The organism is Priestia sp. P5_B4 (assembly GCF_056400385.1).
In genome coordinates this window covers 1-770 of the sequence record NZ_JBFULJ010001303.1, presented here as the reverse complement: position 1 = coordinate 770, position 770 = coordinate 1, and the positions used below count along the sequence as shown (strand labels likewise).

At 35.3% G+C, this 770-nt stretch carries 1 protein-coding gene and 1 pseudogene; both read right to left on the bottom strand.

The features are described 5' to 3' along the window. Positions 1-52: 52 nt before the first annotated feature. A complete protein-coding gene (locus tag AC1DRF_RS30635; protein ID WP_336106733.1) occupies positions 53-184 on the bottom strand; it encodes a hypothetical protein in 132 nt (43 codons plus the stop codon). A 92-nt stretch (positions 185-276) separates the two neighbouring features. Beyond that, positions 277-770: pseudogene (locus tag AC1DRF_RS30630) on the bottom strand (hypothetical protein); the annotation flags it as partial.

Sequence of the window (770 nt, the reverse complement as noted above, 5' to 3'; positions counted from 1 at the left end):
ATATATATATATTACCATAAACAGGATAACATTCAATAAAAAAACGCGAGAGTTATACACTCTCGCGTCTAAAAAAAGGTTTGTATTGCTGAACCATCATTTGCGAAGCAGCAATAAATAAAAAGATAAAGCCTCCACACATTAGCAACATGACAGCACCTATTCTCCATAAAAGCTTTGGCATCAGCATATCTCCTTTTTTGAAGTTATTACCTATAGTGTAAAGAATAGCTTGCAAAAATTCTAGTCATAACTACATATAATTTTATGACTTTTTTAGACTGACTCTTCCTTTGGATCATCTTCATCAAAAATAGGAACTTCCGTATACGTGTCTTCTTTTTCGAAAGAGGAAGAAGAATTCTCTTTTTCCTCTTGTGCAGGCTTCGTTTTACCAGAAGAAATATCTGATTTAGCGTTTTTTAACTCTTCCATGTCTTTTTGGATTTGGTCCGTGAAATCCTTTGGTATAGCTCCGCTTCCGTATGTAGCTCCGATATTTAAAGTACCGCCGAGTTCTTTAATGCCCACTTGGCCAATATTGTTGTTTTGTTCGTATTTATCAAGAAAAAATTTATCAATATGAATAGGCGGAGGAGCATTTTCTAAAAGTGTGCCTTTTTGGTGAATCAATTTCACTTCTTCTTGAAGGGAAGACGTTCGTTTTAGCATGTCCACCTGTACTTCAGTTAAAAGCGACATGCTGCGTTCTAATGCTGAAACTCTGTTATCTAGTTCGGTCATTTTTTCGATATAAGGAGCCATTTGTT